We start from the raw sequence: 16,781 nt of genomic DNA, 5'->3' as shown, positions 1-16,781 counted from the left end.
GTATGTGCGCGAGCAGGATCGCATCGCGCGTACCGTGGTGCTCAAGCTGAAGACCGCGTACTTTCGCACGCTCACGCGCAGCCACACCGATGCGCTGCCAGCGCAATCCGAAGCAGCGCTGGTGCGGACGGCGTTGCAACTGCGCGCGCGCGTCGAACTGCCGGCGTCCACGCGCTATCGCCTGGTCGGTGTGGGACTGTCGGGATTCGTCGACGCCGATACGGCGCAGCCCGATTTGTTTTTCGCTGCGGTCAACACAATCCCGGGCGCTTAGCGCACCGGCATGCCCGGCTTCGCGCCGGCGTCGGCGTCGAGCAGGAACAGATCGGCACCACCGCTGCCGGCGGAAAGGATCATGCCCTCCGACACGCCGAAGCGCATCTTGCGCGGCGCGAGGTTGGCGATGAACACGACCTTGCGGCCGACCAGCTTCGCGGGTTCGCCGTAGGCAGCGCGAATGCCGGAGAAAATCTGTCGCTTGCCCAGTTCGCCGGCGTCCAGCTCGAAGCGCAGCAGCTTGTCCGAGCCGTCCACGAATTCACAAGCCAGCACGGCGCCGATGCGCAAATCGAGCTTGGCGAAGTCGTCGATGGAGATGGACGGAGCGGGACTCGGGGCCAGGAACTCGGGACTCGGAGGTGCGGAGGTGGAATTCATCGGTCGTGCCTTCGGTTCGGTGGCGGGTGCCGTTGGCTGCAGCGATTCGGTGGACGCCGCGATCATCGCCTCGACCTGCTTGCGGTCGATGCGGCCGAGCAGCGGCGTGAAGGCGTTGATGCGGTGGCCCAGCAGCGGCCGCGCGGCGTCGTCGAAATCCTTGATCGGCGCATCCAGGAATGCTTCGGCGCGGGCGACCGTGGCCGGCAGGATGGGTTTGAGCCAGCCGGCCAGCAGACGGAAGGCCGACAGCGCGAAGGTGCAGACCTGGTGCAGTTCTGCGCGTTTGGACTCGTCCTTGGCCATCTGCCAAGGCGCCTTCTCGGCGATGTAAGCGTTGACCATGTCGGCCATCAGTACAAAGCCGTTGCAGACCTTGGCGAAGTCGCCGTCTTCGTAATAGCCCGTAGAGCTACCGACATGTGGGCTTTTGTGCGCCACGTAACCAAGGTTCACCTTTAGGTGGTTGTTCCAGATTTCCTGCTCGGTGTCTGAAAAGTTGCTTGCTGTGCGGCCGTCGAAGAACTTGTGCACGAATCCTGCCGTGCGGCTGGCGATGTTGACCCACTTGCCGACGAGGTGGGAGTTGACGCGCTCCTCGAAGGCGCCGAGGTCGAGATCGACGTCGGTAGGCGCTGGCCCGAGCATGCTGGCGAAGTAGTAGCGCAGGTATTCCGGCTCCAGCCCGGCATCGAGGTAGGTGCGCGCCTGGATGAAGGTGCCGCGCGATTTGGACATCTTGGCGCCGTTGACGGTCAGGTAACCATTGACGTGCAGCGCGGTGGGCAGTCGGTAGCCGGCGCCGTGCAGCATGGCCGGCCAGAACAGGCCGTGGAAGTTGATGATGTCCTTGCCGATGAAGTGGTGCAGTTCGGCCGTGCTGTTCGCGCCGAGAAAATCATCGAAGCTGGCTGCATTTAGTGCGGACGATCGGCCACCCTCGCACAGCGCCTTGAAGCTGGCCAGGTAGCCGATCGGCGCGTCCAGCCAGACGTAGAAGTACTTGCCCGGTGCATCGGGAATGGGGAACCCGAAGTAGGGTGCATCGCGCGAAATATCCCAGTCGCGCAAACCGCCCTCAATCCATTCCATGAGCTTTGCGGCGACCGCTGCAGCCATGCGAAGCCGGCCGTTCTCGTGGCCAACCGGTGCGCCGCCGACCCATTGAAACAGCAGATCCTGGAAATCGCCGAGCTTGAAGAAGTAATGCTCGGAATCGCGCAGTTCGGGCGTGGCGCCAGAAACCACGGAATACGGGTTCTTGAGATCGGTGGGCGCGTAGGCCTTGCCGCAGACTTCGCAGTTGTCGCCGTACTGGCCGGCCGCGCCACAGTGCGGGCAGGTGCCTTTGATGTAGCGATCGGGCAGGAACATACCCTTGAGTGGATCGTAGAACTGCTGCACCGGGCGCCGTGCGATATGGCCACCGTCGCGCAGGCGCGTGTAGATCAGGCTGGCGAGCCGCTGATTTTCGGAGCTGTGCGTGCTGTGGTAGTGATCGAAAGCCACACCGAACGCGGCGAAGTCGCGTTCGTGCCCGCGTTGGATGCCGCGGATGAAAACCTCCGGCGCGACACCGGCCTTCTCGGCGGCCAGCATGATCGGCGTGCCGTGCGCGTCATCGGCACAGACGAAGTGCGCCTCGAGTCCGCGCATGCGCCGCGCGCGCACCCAGATATCGGCCTGGATGTAACCCAGCAGATGGCCCAGATGCAGCGGGCCATTGGCGTAGGGCAGGGCGCAGGTGACCAGCGAACGACTCATGGCGGCGGCAGTGGAGGATGGCCGCCGATTATGCCATGCGCCCGCGCGCGTCCTCGCGTCGCGCGAGCGGCGCGACGATGCTGGAGTGGTGCTACTCCGTCGTGGCGCTGACGGCTGGCGCAACATGTGCGGATTCGCGCAACCACACCTGGGTGCGCCCAAACAACGAGAAGCCGATGTAGCCGCGCACCTTGAGCTTCTGTCCGCCGTCGATCACTTTCATGTCGCAGCGATAGGTCCTGCCCGATTTCGGATCGAGGATGGTGCCGCCGCTCCAACTGGAGCCATCGGGCTTCATGCCGCGCAGGATTTCCATGCCGGTCACCGGCTGGTTCTTGAGCGCACCCGAGCACTTGTCGCACAGGGGGTTGGGACCCTTGCGCGACTTCAGCACCTTGAGCACTTTGCCGGTCAACTCGCCGTTGACCTCGCTGATCTGGATCAGCGACTTGGCCTCGCCGGTCTTGTCGTCGATCTGCTTCCAGATGCCCACAGGCGACATATCGGCCGGCGTCGCGGTTTGCGCCAGCGCGCGTTGCCCCGCAAGACCCGACAGCACCAGCAACATCGCGGCGAACGCCGGCCATCCGAATGAACGCAGCACACGCATGAGTGGATCTCCAGAAGTGAGTTCGGTGAGCCTGCGAGCGACGCGCGCAGGCGTCAAGCCGCATCGCCGCACGGCGCGTGGTCGTGCGGGGCTCTCTGGCATACTTGCATGTCTGTCTTGACGTGATGCCGCGATGTCCACTGCTGAAACCCGTTTGCGCGAACGCTTGGCCGCGTTGCCCGATCCGCATCACGGTGGCGCACTGGGCATCGAATTCGTGCGCGCCGTGGGTATCGATGGCACGCACGTCGCACTGGAACTGGAGCTGCCGTATCCGGCGCGGGGTTGGTGGCCAGAGTTGGAACAAGCCGTGCGTGCCGCTGCGCAGGCCGATGGTTTGCAGGCGGTGAGCGTGTCGATTGCCACGCGTGTGCGCAGCCACGGCGTGCAGCAAGGGCTGCAACCATTGCCGGGCGTCAAGAACATCATTGCCGTGGCTTCGGGCAAGGGCGGCGTGGGCAAGTCCACGGTGTCTGCCAATCTGGCTCTGGCCCTGGTTGCCGAGGGCGCGAGCGTGGGCGTGCTCGATGCCGATATTTACGGTCCCAGCCAGCAGCGCATGCTGGGCCTTTCCGGACAGCCGGAGTCGCCCGACGGCAAGCGTCTGCAACCCATGCAGGCGCACGGTCTGCAGGTGATGAGCATCGGCGTGCTGGTAAGCGAGGACACGCCGATGATCTGGCGCGGTCCCATGGTCACGCAAACCCTCATGCAACTGCTGCAGGGCACGGCCTGGGACAGCCTTGATTACCTGATCATCGATCTGCCGCCGGGCACCGGTGATATCCAGCTCACCCTGGCGCAGCGCGTGCCGGTATCCGGCGCGGTGATTGTCACCACGCCGCAGGACATCGCCCTGCTCGATGCGATGCGCGCGTTGAAGATGTTCCAGAAAGTCTCGGTGCCGGTGCTCGGCATCGTCGAGAACATGGCCACGCACGTGTGCTCGCAGTGCGGGCACGAGGAGCACATTTTCGGCGCTGGTGGCGGTGAGCGCATGGCGCGCGAATATCAATTGCCGCTGCTGGGTGCGCTGCCGCTAGACATCCGCATTCGCGAGCAGATGGATGCCGGCGTGCCGACCGTGATCGCCATGCCGGAGTCGGACTTGACCCGGCGTTATCGCGAGATCGCGCGCCGCACGGCCGCGCATCTGGCGCAGCAGGCGCTGAACAAGGCCATCGCGTTTCCCAAGATCGTCGTTGAATAATCGGCGCCCGCCGCGCCGCGGAAGATACTCATGTCCATCAAGTCCGATCACTGGATCCGCCGCATGGCCGCGCAGGGCATGATCGAGCCATTCGAGCCCGGTCAAGTGAGCGAGGATCGCGGCCAGCGCATCGTGTCCTACGGCACGTCGAGCTACGGCTACGACGTGCGCTGCGCGGACGAGTTCAAGGTGTTCACCAACATCAACTCGACCATCGTCGATCCCAAGGCCTTTGATGCGCGCAGTTTTGTCGATATCCAGGCCGATGTATGCATCATTCCACCCAACTCTTTCGCGCTGGCGCGCACGGTGGAGTATTTCCGCATCCCGCGCAGCGTGCTCACCATTTGCCTTGGCAAGAGCACCTATGCGCGCTGCGGCATCATCGTCAACGTCACGCCGCTGGAACCGGAATGGGAAGGCCATGTGACGCTGGAGTTTTCCAACACCACGCCGCTGCCGGCGCGGATTTACGCGAATGAGGGCGTGGCGCAGATGCTGTTTCTGGAGTCCGACGAGGTCTGCGCCACCAGTTATCGCGACCGCGGCGGCAAATACCAGGGGCAGAAGGGCGTTACACTGCCGCGCGCCTGAATCCCATCACCGGAGAGTTCGTTCGATGAGTCATCGCAAAACCGCCATTCGTGCCGCGCTGGCTGCCGGCGCTCTTTCCGTCACCCTGCTACTGGCCGGCTGCAATGGCAACGTGCGCGCAGGAGGCCCGGTGGTGGCCAACGTGCCGCAGCACTACGACATGGTGTTGGAGTCCTACAAGAACGGACAGTTCCTCCTCGACGGCGCGCTGCTCTCGCCCGAGGATCTGGCCAGCCACTTCCGCTATCTCGACGAACAGAAGAAGCTGCCGAAGACAGTGCTGCTCAAGCCCAGTTCCGAATCGGGCGTGAAGGACACGCAACTGCGCTGGTTCGCCGGCCTGCAGGTGACCTTCGGGTTCAAGGGCTATGCCGAGCTCGGTGGCAAGCTGACGCTGGTCAACGCGCGTGTCCATACGGCAGACGCGAAGCACAAGCCCGAGGCCGGGCACTGATCGTTGCCGGGTTGGCGCTGCCTGGATGCGGCGCCAGCCCGCTGAACTCTCACACCTCGCTGTTGCGGCGCCGGAACCACACCGCGCCGGCAATCATCGCGATGCCGATCACAGCGCCGATCCACAGCCCCGGTGATGCATAAAGTGCGGCGAGCCCGCGCCCGGCGGCCTCCCAGCCGAAAATATTGCCACTGCGCAATGCCTCGTCGCCGACGGATAGGGTTTGCCCCCACGCGCCGTAAAGGCCAAACATACCCAAAAGCATTCGCGCAATGCCTTCGCGCCACAGGAACCAAGCGGGCAGGTTGGGCACGCCCAGCAGACCGATCCAGCCATTGGCAATACCAAACAGCACGGGGATCAATACCGCCCACAGAAAGGGTTTGCTGCGCACCGCCGCCGAGCACAGCAACAGCCAGCCAACCGCAAGCAAGGCCCACAGCATGTGCGCGGGCAGGTCTGCGAGCAGCACAGCGAGCATCGGCAGAAAGCTGTGCTGTCCCCAGATCAGTGCCCATGGGCTGCCACCGTGGATCAACACGAATATGCTGAGCAAGATCTGCAGCAGCAGCCATGTAACCAGCATCAGAGCGAACACCAGTAACGGGATCAACACCGTTGCCATCAACGCCTTGCTGATCACCGTGCCGGCATCGGATACGGGCAGCGATTTCCAGAACAGTGCACTGCGATCTCTGCGGTCGTCGTAAAGCGCACCCAGCAGATAAAAAAACAGCACGACGCCCATGACCAGGCCGAACAGCGCGTTCACACCAAGCAACGAACCATTGAGCAATTTGGCGGCCTGTTCGATCTGCTTGGGCGTTTGCTCGGAAAACAACATGGAGATGGCCGAACTCGATCCACCGCCGTTGACCTGCAGCATGCGCACTTCGCCGGCGAGCAGGCCGAGCAGGGTCAGCGCTAATACCGCCACGCCGGTCCAAAAAGGAGCCCAGAGGAACCCGCCGCGGTGTTCCCAGAATTCGCGTTTCAACAGCCAGGTCATGTTGTTCATGTGTAGGAGCCCTGCATGGTGGCTACGAAGATGTCGGCCAGCGAGGGCCGGCGCACTTCACCCAGCGCCTGCAATTGCTGTCGTTCGACGCCGTCGAACAAATAAACCGTTTTGCCGAACACGTTGCGCTCGCTGAGCGGTTTCAGCGCGCGCGCGGCCTCGGCGTGCTCGGCCGCGACCATGACCTCAGCGTAACGCTCGCCGAGGCTGTCCATGTCGGTTTGCAGCGTGATGCGACCATCGCGGATGAACATCACGTCACTGAGAATGTTTTCGATTTCCTCGACCTGATGCGTGGTGATCAGGATGGTGCGCTGCTCGTCGAAGTAATCCTCGAGCAGGCTTTGATAAAACTGCTTGCGATACAGCAGATCAAGGCCCAGCGTGGGCTCGTCCAGCACCAGCAGGCGCGCGTCGATGGCCATCACCAGCGCCAGATGCAGTTGCACGATCATGCCTTTCGAGAGCTCGCGTACGCGCGCGGTCTTTTGCAATTGGGTGCGCGCGAGGAAACCTTCGCAGCGCGCGCGGTCGAATTTCGGGTGTACGCCGGCGACGAAGTCGACGACTTGGTGTACGCGTATCCAGCGCGGCAACACCGCCACGTCGGCGATGAAGCTGACCTCCTGCATCATGCGTTCGCGGCCTACACGCGGGTCGTGGCCCAGCACATTGAGCTGGCCCTGGAAATCGGTCAGGCCGAGGATAGCCTTGAGGGCGGTGGTCTTGCCGGCGCCGTTGGGGCCGATCAGGCCCACGATGCGCCCTGGCTCGATGCTGAAATCGATCCCGCGCAGCGCCTCCGTGTTGCGATACTGCTTGCGCAAACCATGCGCCTCGATCATTGCGCTCATCGGTCATTCTCCTTGCGGTCGCCGGCCTGCAGCAGGCTTGCGGGCTCCAGGCCCATGCGCTGGATGCGTTCGAGCAGGGCCGGCCACTCGTCACGCAGAAAACGTTCGCGCTCGCTACCCAGCAGCTTGACGCGCGCGCCATCGATCACGTACATGCCCAGGCCGCGGCGTTTCTCGACCAGTTGCTCATCGACCAGTTCTTGATAAGCCTTGGAAACGGTCAACGGATTGATCTGGAAGTCAGCCGCGACCTGGCGCACAGAAGGCAGCGCATCGCCTTCCTTCAGGGCGCCGTCGAGGATCATTGCCACCACGCGCTCGCGCAGTTGGCGGTAGATCGGGACGCTGTCGTTCCAGGTGACGGTCATGGGCGCGTACTCGTCAAAGACGGATGCTGCGTCGGGCAAACGAATAGTAGGGCATGCCCGTATCCAGTCCGGCGCCTGCGCGATCCGACTCGCTGCGCAGTGAGGCGCTGATCGCCACCTCGGGCAGCCGAGTTCTGGAACTGGTTACGCTGGCCGCAGGGTGGTGGCGCGTCACGCCGAGCTCGCAGCCAGTGCGCACGCCCAACAGCGTCAGCGCAGACAAGGCGACAGCGGCGACAGCGGCATAGGCTTCTTCGGGTTTGACATTCATGGCGAACTCCGCTCAGGCCGACTGCGTGATGGCGGGGGCGGTATGCGCCACGATGGTGAAGCCGGTGAATCCGCTGCGCACGCCGGCAAGCACCAGCAGGGTGATCAATACGGCAGCGGCGATGATGGCGATCCTGGACATGTTCATGATCAACTCCTGTGGTTGTTCGGTCTGCGATTCGGTACCCGTCCGATCAACGGATCAGGGCATGTGGCGGAGTGAGTTGCGGTACTTCGAAACCAGCGCGTAAGCCGGCGAGCATGGCCACGGTCATCAGGATCGAGGCCATGATGCTCAAGATGCGAATGGACTTGATGTTCACGGTGTGCTCCGTTTTGGCGAGTTACGATAGTGGTGTTGTATGTAACTATAACACTATATCGACAGATAGCAAGCGCGCCACGTCTTGTATTTAGCATTTGTTCAGGTAATACCTTGACAGCGCGCTTTCGCCAGTGGCGCAGGTCGCCTACCTGCCGCGTCCGCGACCACCGTTTGCTGTTCCGATGCAACGTTACCGAGCCCCCGTGCCGAAAGGCGGGGAATCGACAGCTCAGCTCCAACGCGCGGGCATGACGTCGGCTTCGTTTATGCTCGGGCGCCCTTTCCCATGGACTCGCCATGAACACGCTCAAGACCACATCGCCGCCTGTTGCCACGGTTCGCACTGAGCGTCCCAATCTGCGTGTGGCGTGGGCTTTGAGCCTAGCCGGTCTGCTGCCGCTGCTCGCTGCGCTGATTTACGCCGCCAGCCCTGCAACGCACTGGCTGGCGGGCGCGATTGTGTTCGAGCTTTGTGCCGCGGTGATCCTGAGTTTTCTGGGTGGCATGCGCTGGGGCAGGGCACTGGCCATGGGCGAAGGCAGCGCGCGCATGGTCGAGGCGGTCATTCCCAGCCTGCTCGGCTTTGCCGCGCTGCTGCTGGTGCCGGTGTGGGTGCCTCTGGCGGTCGCCGTGACGGGTATTGGCTTTGCCATCTGGCTGCGGCGCGATGCCGGAGATGCGGCGTGGGCAGCGGATTTCAGACGTCTGCGCCTAGTGATTTCACTGGCCGTGCTGGGTTTGCATCTGGCGCTGGCGGTGGTGCTGTACCTGCGCTTGCCACATTGAGCGTGCGGCGCGGCAAACGGCTCAAAACACCGCGTGCAGGATCTTGATGCCGGCGATATATTCGCCGGCGAGCGCGCCCAGATTGACCAGCATGAACAGCAGCAGGGTGCGCGCGACACGGTTGCGCCACCAGCCGCGCCATCGCACCAGATCGGCCTTCAAAGCCTCGAAATCGGCTACGCGTGGGCGCCGCAGCAGCAGCTCGGTCATCGCTGCAAACGCGCCTGGAGGCAGGATGCGGATCGGCTTGAATGGTGCCACCACGGCACCCACCAGAATACTCAAAGGATGCCCGCCGGCCAGCACGCCGCCCAGCGCGGCCAGACCCGCGGTGAACAAGGCCCAGTCAAGCAGGGTGCTGAACCCCAGCGCGGGGTTCTTGAAAAAGGCATAGGCGATCACCGCAAACAACGCCAGCACCAGGCTGATCGCGATCCACTTCGGCCAGCGCGATGCGGGCGGGATGCGATCAAGTTCGAGCAGCTCGCGCCCTGCCTGCAGTTCGCCCTCGCGCAACAGTCGCGACAACCCGGCCAGATGTCCGGCGCCGATCACCACGAGCACGCGGCGCACCTGCGGCGCGCGCTCGGCCTGTTGTTGCAGGGCGGCGGCCATGTAGCGGTCGCGCTCCTCGATCAGGCTGCGGAACAGCGTGGCCGAATCGCGCGCGAACTCGCTGAAAGCATCCTCCAGCATATCGCCTTGTTTCAGCGCCTCGATCTCGTTTTCGCTGGCCTCCTCGCCACCAAACACGCCAGCGCCGAGACTGCCGAGGATGCGCATGCGCTCACGGAAGCCGACGTTGCGCCAGGCGCGCTTCAAGGTCGTGCCGACCTCGCGATCAATCAGCCAGCACGGCACCGCGCGCGTCGCGGCACCGTCCATCGCGGCCAGCATCTCAGCGCCCGGCTCGACGCCGAAGCGCTCGGCGAGGCGGCGCTGAAACGCGCCCAGCGCCAGGCTGGCCGCCACCATGCCCACCTTGCCCTCGCGGATCACGCGAAACAAATCCATCTGCCGGATCTGCTCGGGATCGCGCAGGCCAGCGGCGCGGCTGGCGCAGAGTTCCACCGCCACCGCATCGAAGTGCTCGGCTTCGAGCAAGGCGCGCACCGCGTCGACGCTTTGCCGCGATACATGCGCCGTACCCAGCAGCACGAACTCCACGCCCCAGCGCTCGACGCGCGCGATGGGTTGCGCGGGCAGGGCAGGCGGCGTATCGCTGGCGGGGGTGCTGGCGTCCATCAATCACGATACCTGTGCAGGATTTCGCCGTAGGCGTCAATGCGCCGATCGCGCAGGAATGGCCAGATGCGGCGCACGTCTTCGCTGCGCTGCAGATCAAGCTGCACCAGCACGCGTTCGGGCTGTTCGCTGCCGGCCTGGGCCAGCATTTCGCCCTGCGCACCACAGACAAAACTGCTGCCCCAGAACTGGATGCCGCCAGCGCCGCCGGGCTGTGGCTCGAAGCCCACACGATTGCAAGCCGCCACCGGTACGCCGTTGGCCACGGCATGGGCGCGCTGCACGGTGATCCACGCCTCGCGCTGGCGCTGTTGTTCAGCCGCGCTGTCGGCCCGGTCCCAGCCGATGGCGGTGGGATAGAGCAGCATCTCGGCGCCGGCCAGCGCCATCAGCCGCGCGGCCTCGGGATACCACTGGTCCCAGCACACCAGAACGCCGAGCTTGCCGACCGAGGTCTGGATCGGCTGGAAACCCAGATCGCCGGGTGTGAAGTAGAACTTCTCGTAAAACCCAGGGTCATCGGGAACGTGCATTTTCCGGTATTTACCGACGATTCCAGATGTTTTATCGAGAACAACGGCCGTATTGTGATACAGCCCCGGCGCGCGCCGTTCGAACAGCGAAGCGACGATCACCAGCCCCAGTTCTGCGGCGAGGCTGGCGAGAAATTCAGTGGACGGTCCTGGGATAGGCTCGGCGCGGTCAAACTCGGTCACGGCCTCGTGCTGGCAGAAGTAAGGACCGTTATGCAGTTCTTGCAGCACCACCAGTTCGGCGCCTACCGTAGCCGCCGCGCGCAACTCCGCGGCGATGATTGCGAGGTTGGCTTCGGCCGAGCCGTGATCGCGCTGCTGCAACAGCGCCAGAGCCAAGGTGGTACGACGCATGGGAGACTCACAGGCAAAGCGCAAGTTTAGCCTGCGTGCTGGCTGAGCGCGCCGGCCGGGATCTGCATGGTCGCGCAGTGCAGGCTGCCGTTTTGCCAGATCAGCGCGCGACACGGAACCGATACCACGCCGCGACCCGGATGCGCGGCGCCGATGATGCGCGCCGCTTCGGCATCGGCAGGATCGTCGTAACTCGGCACCAGCACAGCGTCGTTGATGACGAGATAGTTGGCGTAGGAGGCTGCAAGGCGCCGTCCCGCATCGATCACGGGCTTCACCCAGGGCAGGGCATGCAGGCGGTAGGGATGACCCCGCGCATCACGCAGCGCGGCGAGTTCCTCTCTCATCGCCGCGAGTTCCGCGTAGTGCGCATCGTTCGGATCATCGCAGGCCTGGAACACGATGCCACCGTCGGGGCTGAAGCGCGCCAGGGTGTCGATGTGCGCGTCGGTATCGTCGCCTTCGAGATAGCCACGCCGCAACCACAGCACGCGCTGCGCGCCCAGCTTCTCGCGCAGATGCTGGTCGAGCGCGTCGCGATGCAGATGTGGATGACGCTGATGCAAGCAGCGCCAGGTGGTCAACAATGTGCCCGCGCCATCACCCTCGATGGCGCCGCCTTCGAGCGCGAAGTCATGCCGCGCGTGCGCGCCCGCTACGAACATACCTTGGTCAAGCAGGTGCCCCGCCAACGCGTCGTCTTGCTCCGCGTCAAACTTGCCGCCCCAACCGGTGAAGCGAAAATCAACGTACTGAAATCCATCGTCCTGACGCAGGATGATTGGGCCGGAATCACGCAGCCAAGTGTCGTCGTAAGCCACTTGCACGAACTGTACGTGCTGCAAATCGGCGCCTGCCGCAGCCAGCAGGCCGTGCACACGTGTCTGCAACGTTGTGTCGACCACGCAGATCACGCAACGCTCGTGCCGCGCGATGGCGGCCACGAGCGCCACGTAACCGTTTTCGACGGCGGCGAGGCGAGGTGCCCAGTCGGTTTGGGCATGCGGCCAGGCGACAAGAACCCCGGCCTGCGGCTCCCACTCGGCAGGCCAACGCAAAACCCGCTGCGCCATCAACGCACCGGATGCTCGCCCGCAGGGGCATCGGCGACGCTATGGATCACGATCTTGTGCTCGAAATACACGATGTAGCCGGGATACACCCAGCGATGGATCGGTGGCTGCCAGCGACTGCCGCCGCCGCGCACCGGGAGCTTGCGCTCGGGAGCACCGAAACGCTTTTCGACCTGCGCCATGCTCAGGCCGCGTTGCGGCAGATCCATGCGCGTTTCGCGCTGTACCTGTCGATGCAGCGTATCGGCATGGGCGGTGCTCGAAGCCGAGAGCATCGCGGCCGCTGCGCACAGCCCCAAGAATGCATTCGAACGAATCATGGGCAATCCTCCCCCGACGCCAAGGCGGCGTCATGCGTGCTATTTAGCAGATGTTCCGACGTAATGCAGCGGTGACATGCGCTGATTTTGGGGTCCGGCGCGAATTGCCAGCGCTTGCAACATCCAGAAACGCACAAGGCCGCTTGCGCGGCCTCGACGTGAGATTGCAAGAGTCGCCTCTTAGCGCTGCCGTGCCTTGAAACGCGGGTTGCTCTTGCAGATCACGAAGACCTTGCCGCGACGACGCACGATCTTGCAATCGCGATGACGCGCCTTGGCGGATTTCAGCGAGGACAGTACTTTCATGACAAACTCCAGCCCGAAACGAGCGTTAGCCCACAATGATATGAAATCATCCGCCAGCAGACAAGCCTGGTCAGGGCGAGAAGAGTCGTAACTTTCGCATATGCATAGGACGTCATGCCGTCACCCCCGCGCTCACCACAGCGCCGGGCGTAGCCTCGCAGGCATCCGGGGCAGGGTGCAAATCGTTCACCGGCGGGCCTGAAAAAACCGGCACCAACCCAGCACCGCGAACCTCAGGCGGCTCGTACCAGCCGAGTTCCGAAGTCGCCGAGCCAGGCGAGCGCAGGCGCTGGCGCGCCGCAACCAGACTCAGCCGGTGCGTGATTTCGTGGTGAACGTGGAACAGGAAGTCCGACCGATCAGCCCACGGCGACCCGTCCACATCCCACGGCTCACCCGAGGCCTTGAAATCCTCAAGGATCGCGCGGCCCGCCGCGTAGTACGACTGCAAGGCGATGCTCATCAACTGATCCGCCGAGACGCAGCGAATCGCCGCCAACTCATCACGCCGTTTCATGCTACAAACTCCATGGGGGCCACGCCCCCGGTTGTGGAAGCAACCGCGGCACCCGACCCGCCACCACGCTCGCCGGGTGCCGCACCTTCTTCGCCCGCTACCGCATGCCGGGCGCGCCGTGACAATGCTTGTACTTCTTGCCGCTGCCGCAGGGGCAGGGCTGATTCACAGCAACACGGGGAACGCTCTCCCGCTTGGAGACCACCCGCACAGCCGGAGCCGAGGAAGCCGGGGCCTGAAGGCCAGCCGAGCCGACAGGAGGCAGGGCGTAACTGCGGGCGAGGTAGGGAACCTGAGAGCGCAGGGCCATGACGCACAGTGCATTGAGACTCAAGCCCATATGCCGGGCCAAAGCCTCGGCCTGCTGCTTCAAGTCCACAGGAAGACGCAAGTTGAGCTTGGAAGTCGGGGGCATGGGTGCCTACTCCATGGGGCCATAGTGGCCCCAGATTGCCACCATGACCACCAGCGCGCAAGCGAGGAAAATGCTCACATTCGGCATGTGGTGTCCTCTTTGTTGAATAAGAGACAAGCCCCGTGGAGCAGGCGGGGCACGCGAGCGCGCCCCCGCCTCCGCTCCACACTGCGGCCCAGCCGCTACGGACCGGCACCAGCACCCCCTCAAGAGCGTTCAGCGGGAAGACGCCGGCACCATGTCCGGCCGTGTCTGCGTCCACCCGCGTGGCGTCGCCGGCTTCGGGTTGAAGCGGGACGGCCTGCGGCCTCGCGGGGGCTGCCGCCCCCACACCCCCGAGCCGCGCCCGGCCATCCCGGAACGCGCGCGCCTGCGCCAGCAGCAGCGCCCACCATGCCGACTCGGCCGGCGTGAAGGCGCGGCCTTCCGGGCTGCGCAGTGCGCCGGCGTGCAGGGTCCAGCCCGCCCAGTCCCGCGACAGCGCGCCCAGATCGCCCAGACGCAGGATGCGCAGCAGCCGAACCACTGACCACGGCACGCGGCAGCGTCCGGCTTCCCAATAGGCCACAGTGCGCTGGCTGACGCCGAGGAACTCAGCAGCCGCCTTGCGGCTCAGCAGGCAGGACCGGCGCAGCTCGCCGAAGCCTTCCGGGCTGACGTGCCACAGGCGCCGGGCTGGACGGGCGGCGCCGGCGTGCCGGAATCCTCTGTGCACCTTGCCGACTTTCGCATATGCATATTATGTAAAATTAGATGTCATCAAGCAACGATGCGATCGTCGAGGAGACCGTGAAGCGTCTGACCGATCCGGTGCAGAGCCTGATCGTCACCTGCCGTCTGCACGGCATCGGCCCCTATACTCGGCTGGTCGATGTGTTGCAGCGCGTCGGCCAGCATCCCGCCTCGCGCGTTGCCGAAACCCCGCGGCAGTGGAAGCAGCACTTCGCACAGAACCCGCTGTGCTCGGATCTCTACGCCATCGATGCCGGGTAGGCAACAATGCCGCTGAGTTACCGCTTACACATATTCCACTCGAAACCAACCACCCCTAATGATCTAACCCGGCCAGTCGGAATGCTCTTCTCAATGCAGCCGCCTGAAATGCCCCGAAACCGGCCACTTCTTACTCTGCGGTGCGGCGGCCTACCATTGGAAGGCGCAGGCAACCAGCGGCTTGGCCCAGGCGGGGGTCGTGGCAAGCTCCTCCGTGTTGCGCGGATAGACTAGCGTGCCACCTTTTATCTCGAGCACCAGCTCAGGTGCGGGCCGCTGGCCGGTCGCCGGATCAGCTTCGGCGCTGTTGTCGTAGACGCGCAGCATGGTCACGTGGGGCATCAGGCGGACCAGGTTGGCGCGACTGGCCTCGTACCGCGTGCGCACCTTGGCCTCTGGAATGTCATGGCCGCCATCGGCGACCCTCGCCGCCACGCGGGCCAAGTGTCGCTCGGGACTGTCCAGCCCGCAGTACCAGATCACCAGCTCGTGGCCAGCAGCGGCTGCCACAAGCAGCAAGCCGGTGACGGTCTGTCCACCTAGCGTGGTCTCGAACGTGTAGTCAGCATTGTGGGTGATCGCCGCGCGCAAGCGCTGCACACTCTCCTGCCACGCGAATGCGTTGGCCGCTTCCTCGGCCAGGCCGGGATTGGCGGCCAGGATTTGGCGGGTGGCCTCATCCGGGTTGAAGTAGGCGCCGCCAGCCTCGCGTAGCGCCTGACCGGCGATGCTGCTCTTCCCGGCGCCGTTGGTTCCGGCCAGCACGGTGATCCGCGCCATCAGTGGCCCGGCCGCCCGGCACCGCGCACGGCGGCCTCACCCAGTTGCTCGGGCGTCGCCGTGAACAGCGCGTCCACCGCGGACTTTGCCGCCGGCGTCTGCATCCGCGCCACCAGCGCGTCGAATTCGGCCGTCAGCTTGGCCAGAGGATCGGGCACCGCCTCGACCAGTCGCTCATAAGCCTCGATCGACAGCATCACCGCCGTCGGCCGTGCGTTGCGCGTGATCACCACAGGCTCCGGCTTGTGCAACACGCGTTCCAATAGCGCGGCGAAGCCGTTCTTGGCGTCGCTGCTGGCCATCGTCGGCAGGCGGTCCAGCGGGGTGTGGGCGGTCATGGCGGCATCCTCATCGGTTGTGCACGGGACGCAGAGGGGCTTGGCCTCGGCACGCCCATCATGCGCCGACAAGCCAGAACGAACAAGATAAACCTAATGTCTTGTTTGTACATAATGTCTACTGGACACATTCCAGATCAGAGGTCGTTGACCTTGGATTGACCTGAAGGGAGGCCGGGCCGGGGATTAAAGAACGCCAAGTCATGGGGCTGGGGGTGGCCTGCACCCGGGCAGGTGTAGACCGGGCGACCGTCGGCACGGCCACCTGCATCGTCCACACCAGCCTCCTGCACCAGAGGTGTGGCGTTGGACCAACCCTGGCGGCCCGGTCGCATTCATTTAACCGTGTCACCCTTTCCAAAGTACCCGCGTAACCATGTCGTCTCTTCACGGTATGGATCCCCGCTACAACCGAGGGAAAAACACAACTTACTGTGTCCTAGACAGCTCATGGCAGCGACATGCTGGTGACATCGTTAAGTGGTGCGCGACAAGCTTCTCAACGCCGTCGCCGAAAGAAATCACGCAGCAGCTCCGCTGAAGCATCGGCCAGCAAGCCCTGTCGTACTTCGACGCGGTGATTGTGGCGCGCAGAAATCAGCGTATCGAATACGCTGCCCGCAGCACCAGTTTTGAGATCCGCCGCCGCATACACCACGCGCGCGACGCGCGCATGTATCAAAGCCATTGCGCACATGGCGCAAGGCTCTAGCGTGACGTACAGCGTGCTGCCAGTGTATCGGTAATTGCCGAGCAGTTGCCCGGCGGCGCGCAGCGCCACGATCTCGGCATGCGCGCTGGGGTCGTGTTCATGGATGCTGCGATTGCAGCCCGAACCTATCAGCTCGCCATTCTGGACGAGCGCCGCGCCGACCGGAACCTCGCCTAATTGCTGGTCGGCATGTCGCGCCAGCCCCAGCGCGTGCCACATCCAGCGCTGATCCTCGGCGCTCCACCCGCAATTCGGAAGTTCATGGATCCCGCCGCCCATCCCGTA

Annotated in this window: 23 protein-coding genes and 2 pseudogenes; 6 read left to right on the top strand and 19 right to left on the bottom strand. The window is 64.3% G+C overall.

All coding sequences use genetic code 11. From position 1 onward, the window contains the following. A partial coding sequence (locus ACYDAT_RS09665; protein ID WP_461449823.1) for a DinB/UmuC family translesion DNA polymerase occupies window positions 1-274 on the top strand: 274 nt, incomplete at its 5' end. Here ACYDAT_RS09665 and metG read toward each other — a convergent pair. Further along, window positions 271-2,421 (bottom strand): methionine--tRNA ligase, encoded by a 2,151-nt coding sequence (gene metG, locus ACYDAT_RS09660; RefSeq protein ID WP_461449821.1) that lies wholly within the window; start codon window positions 2,419-2,421, stop codon window positions 271-273. The two genes, ACYDAT_RS09665 and metG, sit on opposite strands and share 4 nt — an antisense overlap. Before the next feature lie 91 nt (window positions 2,422-2,512). Next, complete coding sequence (locus ACYDAT_RS09655) at window positions 2,513-2,989, bottom strand: DUF2147 domain-containing protein (protein ID WP_461439805.1); 477 nt, start codon at window positions 2,987-2,989, stop codon at window positions 2,513-2,515. A 175-nt stretch (window positions 2,990-3,164) separates the two neighbouring features. Between ACYDAT_RS09655 and apbC the strand changes: the two genes are divergently transcribed. Genes apbC through ACYDAT_RS09640 form a run of 3 tightly spaced genes read left to right on the top strand, consistent with a single transcriptional unit; the run spans window position 3,165 to window position 5,289 of the window. Further along, window positions 3,165-4,241, top strand: a complete 1,077-nt coding sequence (gene apbC, locus ACYDAT_RS09650) for an iron-sulfur cluster carrier protein ApbC (RefSeq protein WP_461439803.1) — start codon at window positions 3,165-3,167, stop codon at window positions 4,239-4,241. A 30-nt stretch (window positions 4,242-4,271) separates the two neighbouring features. Then, the gene (gene dcd, locus ACYDAT_RS09645; protein WP_461439802.1) at window positions 4,272-4,835 is read left to right on the top strand and encodes a dCTP deaminase; all 564 of its coding nucleotides are present in this window, start codon (window positions 4,272-4,274) and stop codon (window positions 4,833-4,835) included. 25 nt (window positions 4,836-4,860) lie between these two features. Then, on the top strand, window positions 4,861-5,289 hold the full coding sequence (locus tag ACYDAT_RS09640; protein ID WP_461449819.1) for a hypothetical protein: 429 nt from the start codon (window positions 4,861-4,863) through the stop codon (window positions 5,287-5,289). Between the two features lie 49 nt (window positions 5,290-5,338). Here ACYDAT_RS09640 and ACYDAT_RS09635 read toward each other — a convergent pair whose 3' ends face one another. Genes ACYDAT_RS09635 through ACYDAT_RS09610 form a run of 6 tightly spaced genes read right to left on the bottom strand, consistent with a single transcriptional unit; the run spans window position 5,339 to window position 8,122 of the window. After that, window positions 5,339-6,307: a hypothetical protein gene (locus ACYDAT_RS09635; RefSeq protein ID WP_461449817.1), complete on the bottom strand. Its 969-nt coding sequence runs from the start codon at window positions 6,305-6,307 to the stop codon at window positions 5,339-5,341. Next, window positions 6,304-7,161: an ABC transporter ATP-binding protein gene (locus tag ACYDAT_RS09630; protein WP_461439799.1), complete on the bottom strand. Its 858-nt coding sequence runs from the start codon at window positions 7,159-7,161 to the stop codon at window positions 6,304-6,306. The genes ACYDAT_RS09635 and ACYDAT_RS09630 overlap by 4 nt, the downstream gene beginning before the upstream one ends. After that, window positions 7,158-7,529, bottom strand: a complete 372-nt coding sequence (locus ACYDAT_RS09625; protein ID WP_461449815.1) for a GntR family transcriptional regulator — start codon at window positions 7,527-7,529, stop codon at window positions 7,158-7,160. The genes ACYDAT_RS09630 and ACYDAT_RS09625 overlap by 4 nt, the downstream gene beginning before the upstream one ends. Window positions 7,530-7,542: 13 nt before the next feature. Further along, window positions 7,543-7,800 (bottom strand): hypothetical protein, encoded by a 258-nt coding sequence (locus ACYDAT_RS09620; protein WP_461439797.1) that lies wholly within the window; start codon window positions 7,798-7,800, stop codon window positions 7,543-7,545. Between the two features lie 12 nt (window positions 7,801-7,812). Further along, window positions 7,813-7,947: a hypothetical protein gene (locus ACYDAT_RS09615; protein ID WP_461439796.1), complete on the bottom strand. Its 135-nt coding sequence runs from the start codon at window positions 7,945-7,947 to the stop codon at window positions 7,813-7,815. A gap of 46 nt (window positions 7,948-7,993) precedes the next feature. Further along, window positions 7,994-8,122: a hypothetical protein gene (locus ACYDAT_RS09610; protein WP_461439795.1), complete on the bottom strand. Its 129-nt coding sequence runs from the start codon at window positions 8,120-8,122 to the stop codon at window positions 7,994-7,996. Between the two features lie 299 nt (window positions 8,123-8,421). Between ACYDAT_RS09610 and ACYDAT_RS09605 the strand changes: the two genes are divergently transcribed. After that, window positions 8,422-8,910: a DUF3429 domain-containing protein gene (locus tag ACYDAT_RS09605; protein ID WP_461449813.1), complete on the top strand. Its 489-nt coding sequence runs from the start codon at window positions 8,422-8,424 to the stop codon at window positions 8,908-8,910. Between the two features lie 21 nt (window positions 8,911-8,931). Here ACYDAT_RS09605 and ACYDAT_RS09600 read toward each other — a convergent pair whose 3' ends face one another. The 8 genes and pseudogenes from ACYDAT_RS09600 to ACYDAT_RS09565 all read right to left on the bottom strand — a co-directional run. Further along, window positions 8,932-10,155 (bottom strand): TraB/GumN family protein, encoded by a 1,224-nt coding sequence (locus tag ACYDAT_RS09600; RefSeq protein ID WP_461449811.1) that lies wholly within the window; start codon window positions 10,153-10,155, stop codon window positions 8,932-8,934. Continuing rightward, complete coding sequence (locus ACYDAT_RS09595; protein WP_461449809.1) at window positions 10,155-11,042, bottom strand: carbon-nitrogen hydrolase; 888 nt, start codon at window positions 11,040-11,042, stop codon at window positions 10,155-10,157. The genes ACYDAT_RS09600 and ACYDAT_RS09595 overlap by 1 nt, the downstream gene beginning before the upstream one ends. 26 nt (window positions 11,043-11,068) lie before the next feature. Continuing rightward, window positions 11,069-12,115 (bottom strand): agmatine deiminase family protein, encoded by a 1,047-nt coding sequence (locus tag ACYDAT_RS09590; protein ID WP_461449807.1) that lies wholly within the window; start codon window positions 12,113-12,115, stop codon window positions 11,069-11,071. After that, window positions 12,115-12,435 (bottom strand): hypothetical protein, encoded by a 321-nt coding sequence (locus ACYDAT_RS09585; RefSeq protein WP_461449805.1) that lies wholly within the window; start codon window positions 12,433-12,435, stop codon window positions 12,115-12,117. Before ACYDAT_RS09585 ends, ACYDAT_RS09590 begins: the two co-directional genes overlap by 1 nt. A gap of 180 nt (window positions 12,436-12,615) precedes the next feature. After that, window positions 12,616-12,741 (bottom strand): type B 50S ribosomal protein L36, encoded by a 126-nt coding sequence (gene ykgO / locus ACYDAT_RS09580; RefSeq protein WP_081127876.1) that lies wholly within the window; start codon window positions 12,739-12,741, stop codon window positions 12,616-12,618. A gap of 112 nt (window positions 12,742-12,853) precedes the next feature. Further along, window positions 12,854-13,204: a hypothetical protein gene (locus tag ACYDAT_RS09575; protein WP_461449804.1), complete on the bottom strand. Its 351-nt coding sequence runs from the start codon at window positions 13,202-13,204 to the stop codon at window positions 12,854-12,856. Between the two features lie 151 nt (window positions 13,205-13,355). Next, window positions 13,356-13,568 (bottom strand): SEC-C metal-binding domain-containing protein, encoded by a 213-nt coding sequence (locus ACYDAT_RS09570; protein ID WP_461449827.1) that lies wholly within the window; start codon window positions 13,566-13,568, stop codon window positions 13,356-13,358. 445 nt (window positions 13,569-14,013) lie between these two features. After that, window positions 14,014-14,388 (bottom strand): annotated as a pseudogene (locus ACYDAT_RS09565) (VC1465 family Xer recombination activation factor); the annotation flags it as partial. 98 nt (window positions 14,389-14,486) lie between these two features. Here ACYDAT_RS09565 and ACYDAT_RS09560 point away from each other — a divergent pair. Beyond that, window positions 14,487-14,666: pseudogene (locus tag ACYDAT_RS09560) on the top strand (transposase domain-containing protein); the annotation flags it as partial. Window positions 14,667-14,816: 150 nt separating this feature from the next. Here ACYDAT_RS09560 and ACYDAT_RS09555 read toward each other — a convergent pair. From ACYDAT_RS09555 to tadA, 3 genes are all read right to left on the bottom strand, one after another. After that, window positions 14,817-15,446 (bottom strand): AAA family ATPase, encoded by a 630-nt coding sequence (locus ACYDAT_RS09555; protein ID WP_461449802.1) that lies wholly within the window; start codon window positions 15,444-15,446, stop codon window positions 14,817-14,819. Then, the gene (locus ACYDAT_RS09550) at window positions 15,446-15,784 is read right to left on the bottom strand and encodes a type II toxin-antitoxin system Phd/YefM family antitoxin (protein WP_461449800.1); all 339 of its coding nucleotides are present in this window, start codon (window positions 15,782-15,784) and stop codon (window positions 15,446-15,448) included. Before ACYDAT_RS09550 ends, ACYDAT_RS09555 begins: the two co-directional genes overlap by 1 nt. Before the next feature lie 499 nt (window positions 15,785-16,283). After that, window positions 16,284-16,775, bottom strand: a complete 492-nt coding sequence (tadA, locus tag ACYDAT_RS09545) for a tRNA adenosine(34) deaminase TadA (RefSeq protein ID WP_461449798.1) — start codon at window positions 16,773-16,775, stop codon at window positions 16,284-16,286. Window positions 16,776-16,781: the final 6 nt, after the last annotated feature.

The organism is Metallibacterium sp., assembly GCF_054637675.1.
This window is presented reverse-complemented; position numbering and strand designations above follow the sequence as displayed.

Coding starts and splice junctions, on each gene's coding strand:
- metG (WP_461449821.1), bottom strand. CDS start 2,421: ATGAGTCGTTCGCTGGTCACCTGCGCCCTGCCCTACGCCAATGGCCCG.
- ACYDAT_RS09655 (WP_461439805.1), bottom strand. CDS start 2,989: ATGTTGCTGGTGCTGTCGGGTCTTGCGGGGCAACGCGCGCTGGCGCAA.
- apbC (WP_461439803.1), top strand. CDS start 3,165: ATGTCCACTGCTGAAACCCGTTTGCGCGAACGCTTGGCCGCGTTGCCC.
- dcd (WP_461439802.1), top strand. CDS start 4,272: ATGTCCATCAAGTCCGATCACTGGATCCGCCGCATGGCCGCGCAGGGC.
- ACYDAT_RS09640 (WP_461449819.1), top strand. CDS start 4,861: ATGAGTCATCGCAAAACCGCCATTCGTGCCGCGCTGGCTGCCGGCGCT.
- ACYDAT_RS09635 (WP_461449817.1), bottom strand. CDS start 6,307: ATGAACAACATGACCTGGCTGTTGAAACGCGAATTCTGGGAACACCGC.
- ACYDAT_RS09630 (WP_461439799.1), bottom strand. CDS start 7,161: ATGAGCGCAATGATCGAGGCGCATGGTTTGCGCAAGCAGTATCGCAAC.
- ACYDAT_RS09625 (WP_461449815.1), bottom strand. CDS start 7,529: ATGACCGTCACCTGGAACGACAGCGTCCCGATCTACCGCCAACTGCGC.
- ACYDAT_RS09620 (WP_461439797.1), bottom strand. CDS start 7,800: ATGAATGTCAAACCCGAAGAAGCCTATGCCGCTGTCGCCGCTGTCGCC.
- ACYDAT_RS09615 (WP_461439796.1), bottom strand. CDS start 7,947: ATGAACATGTCCAGGATCGCCATCATCGCCGCTGCCGTATTGATCACC.
- ACYDAT_RS09605 (WP_461449813.1), top strand. CDS start 8,422: ATGAACACGCTCAAGACCACATCGCCGCCTGTTGCCACGGTTCGCACT.
- ACYDAT_RS09600 (WP_461449811.1), bottom strand. CDS start 10,155: ATGGACGCCAGCACCCCCGCCAGCGATACGCCGCCTGCCCTGCCCGCG.
- ACYDAT_RS09595 (WP_461449809.1), bottom strand. CDS start 11,042: ATGCGTCGTACCACCTTGGCTCTGGCGCTGTTGCAGCAGCGCGATCAC.
- ACYDAT_RS09590 (WP_461449807.1), bottom strand. CDS start 12,115: ATGGCGCAGCGGGTTTTGCGTTGGCCTGCCGAGTGGGAGCCGCAGGCC.
- ACYDAT_RS09585 (WP_461449805.1), bottom strand. CDS start 12,435: ATGATTCGTTCGAATGCATTCTTGGGGCTGTGCGCAGCGGCCGCGATG.
- ykgO (WP_081127876.1), bottom strand. CDS start 12,741: ATGAAAGTACTGTCCTCGCTGAAATCCGCCAAGGCGCGTCATCGCGAT.
- ACYDAT_RS09575 (WP_461449804.1), bottom strand. CDS start 13,204: ATGAGCATCGCCTTGCAGTCGTACTACGCGGCGGGCCGCGCGATCCTT.
- ACYDAT_RS09570 (WP_461449827.1), bottom strand. CDS start 13,568: ATGGCCCTGCGCTCTCAGGTTCCCTACCTCGCCCGCAGTTACGCCCTG.
- ACYDAT_RS09555 (WP_461449802.1), bottom strand. CDS start 15,446: ATGGCGCGGATCACCGTGCTGGCCGGAACCAACGGCGCCGGGAAGAGC.
- ACYDAT_RS09550 (WP_461449800.1), bottom strand. CDS start 15,784: ATGACCGCCCACACCCCGCTGGACCGCCTGCCGACGATGGCCAGCAGC.
- tadA (WP_461449798.1), bottom strand. CDS start 16,775: ATGGGCGGCGGGATCCATGAACTTCCGAATTGCGGGTGGAGCGCCGAG.